This window comes from Candidatus Protochlamydia sp. R18 (assembly GCF_000648255.1).
Lineage (GTDB): Bacteria > Chlamydiota > Chlamydiia > Chlamydiales > Parachlamydiaceae > Protochlamydia > Protochlamydia amoebophila.
The window spans coordinates 1-269 of record NZ_BASL01000596.1 but is presented as its reverse complement, the minus strand read 5'-3'; the positions used below and the strand labels follow the sequence as shown (position 1 = coordinate 269).

Below are 269 nucleotides of genomic sequence, written 5' to 3'. Positions count from 1 at the left end.
AAATCCGTCGCATTGATTATTAAGCGGAACAAACATTTAGAAAAGCAGAAACATTCATTTTCAGGTCATAGCTTACGGGCTGGATTTGCTACAACTGCTGCCATCTTTGGTGTTTCTGAGCACCTGATCATGACACAAACGGGCCATAAAAGCTCTGATACCATTAGAAGATATATTCGATTGAGAAATATGTGGACGGAAAATGCCGCTACTAAAATTGGTTTATAAGCTTAATTTCCATCCTATAATACATCTTATCGCGGATATTT

Annotated in this window: 1 protein-coding gene; it reads left to right on the top strand. The window is 37.5% G+C overall.

The features are described from left to right. A partial coding sequence (locus TY19_RS00765; RefSeq protein ID WP_079979172.1) for a tyrosine-type recombinase/integrase occupies positions 1 to 228 on the top strand: 228 nt, incomplete at its 5' end. Between the last annotated feature and the right edge of the window lie 41 nt (positions 229 to 269).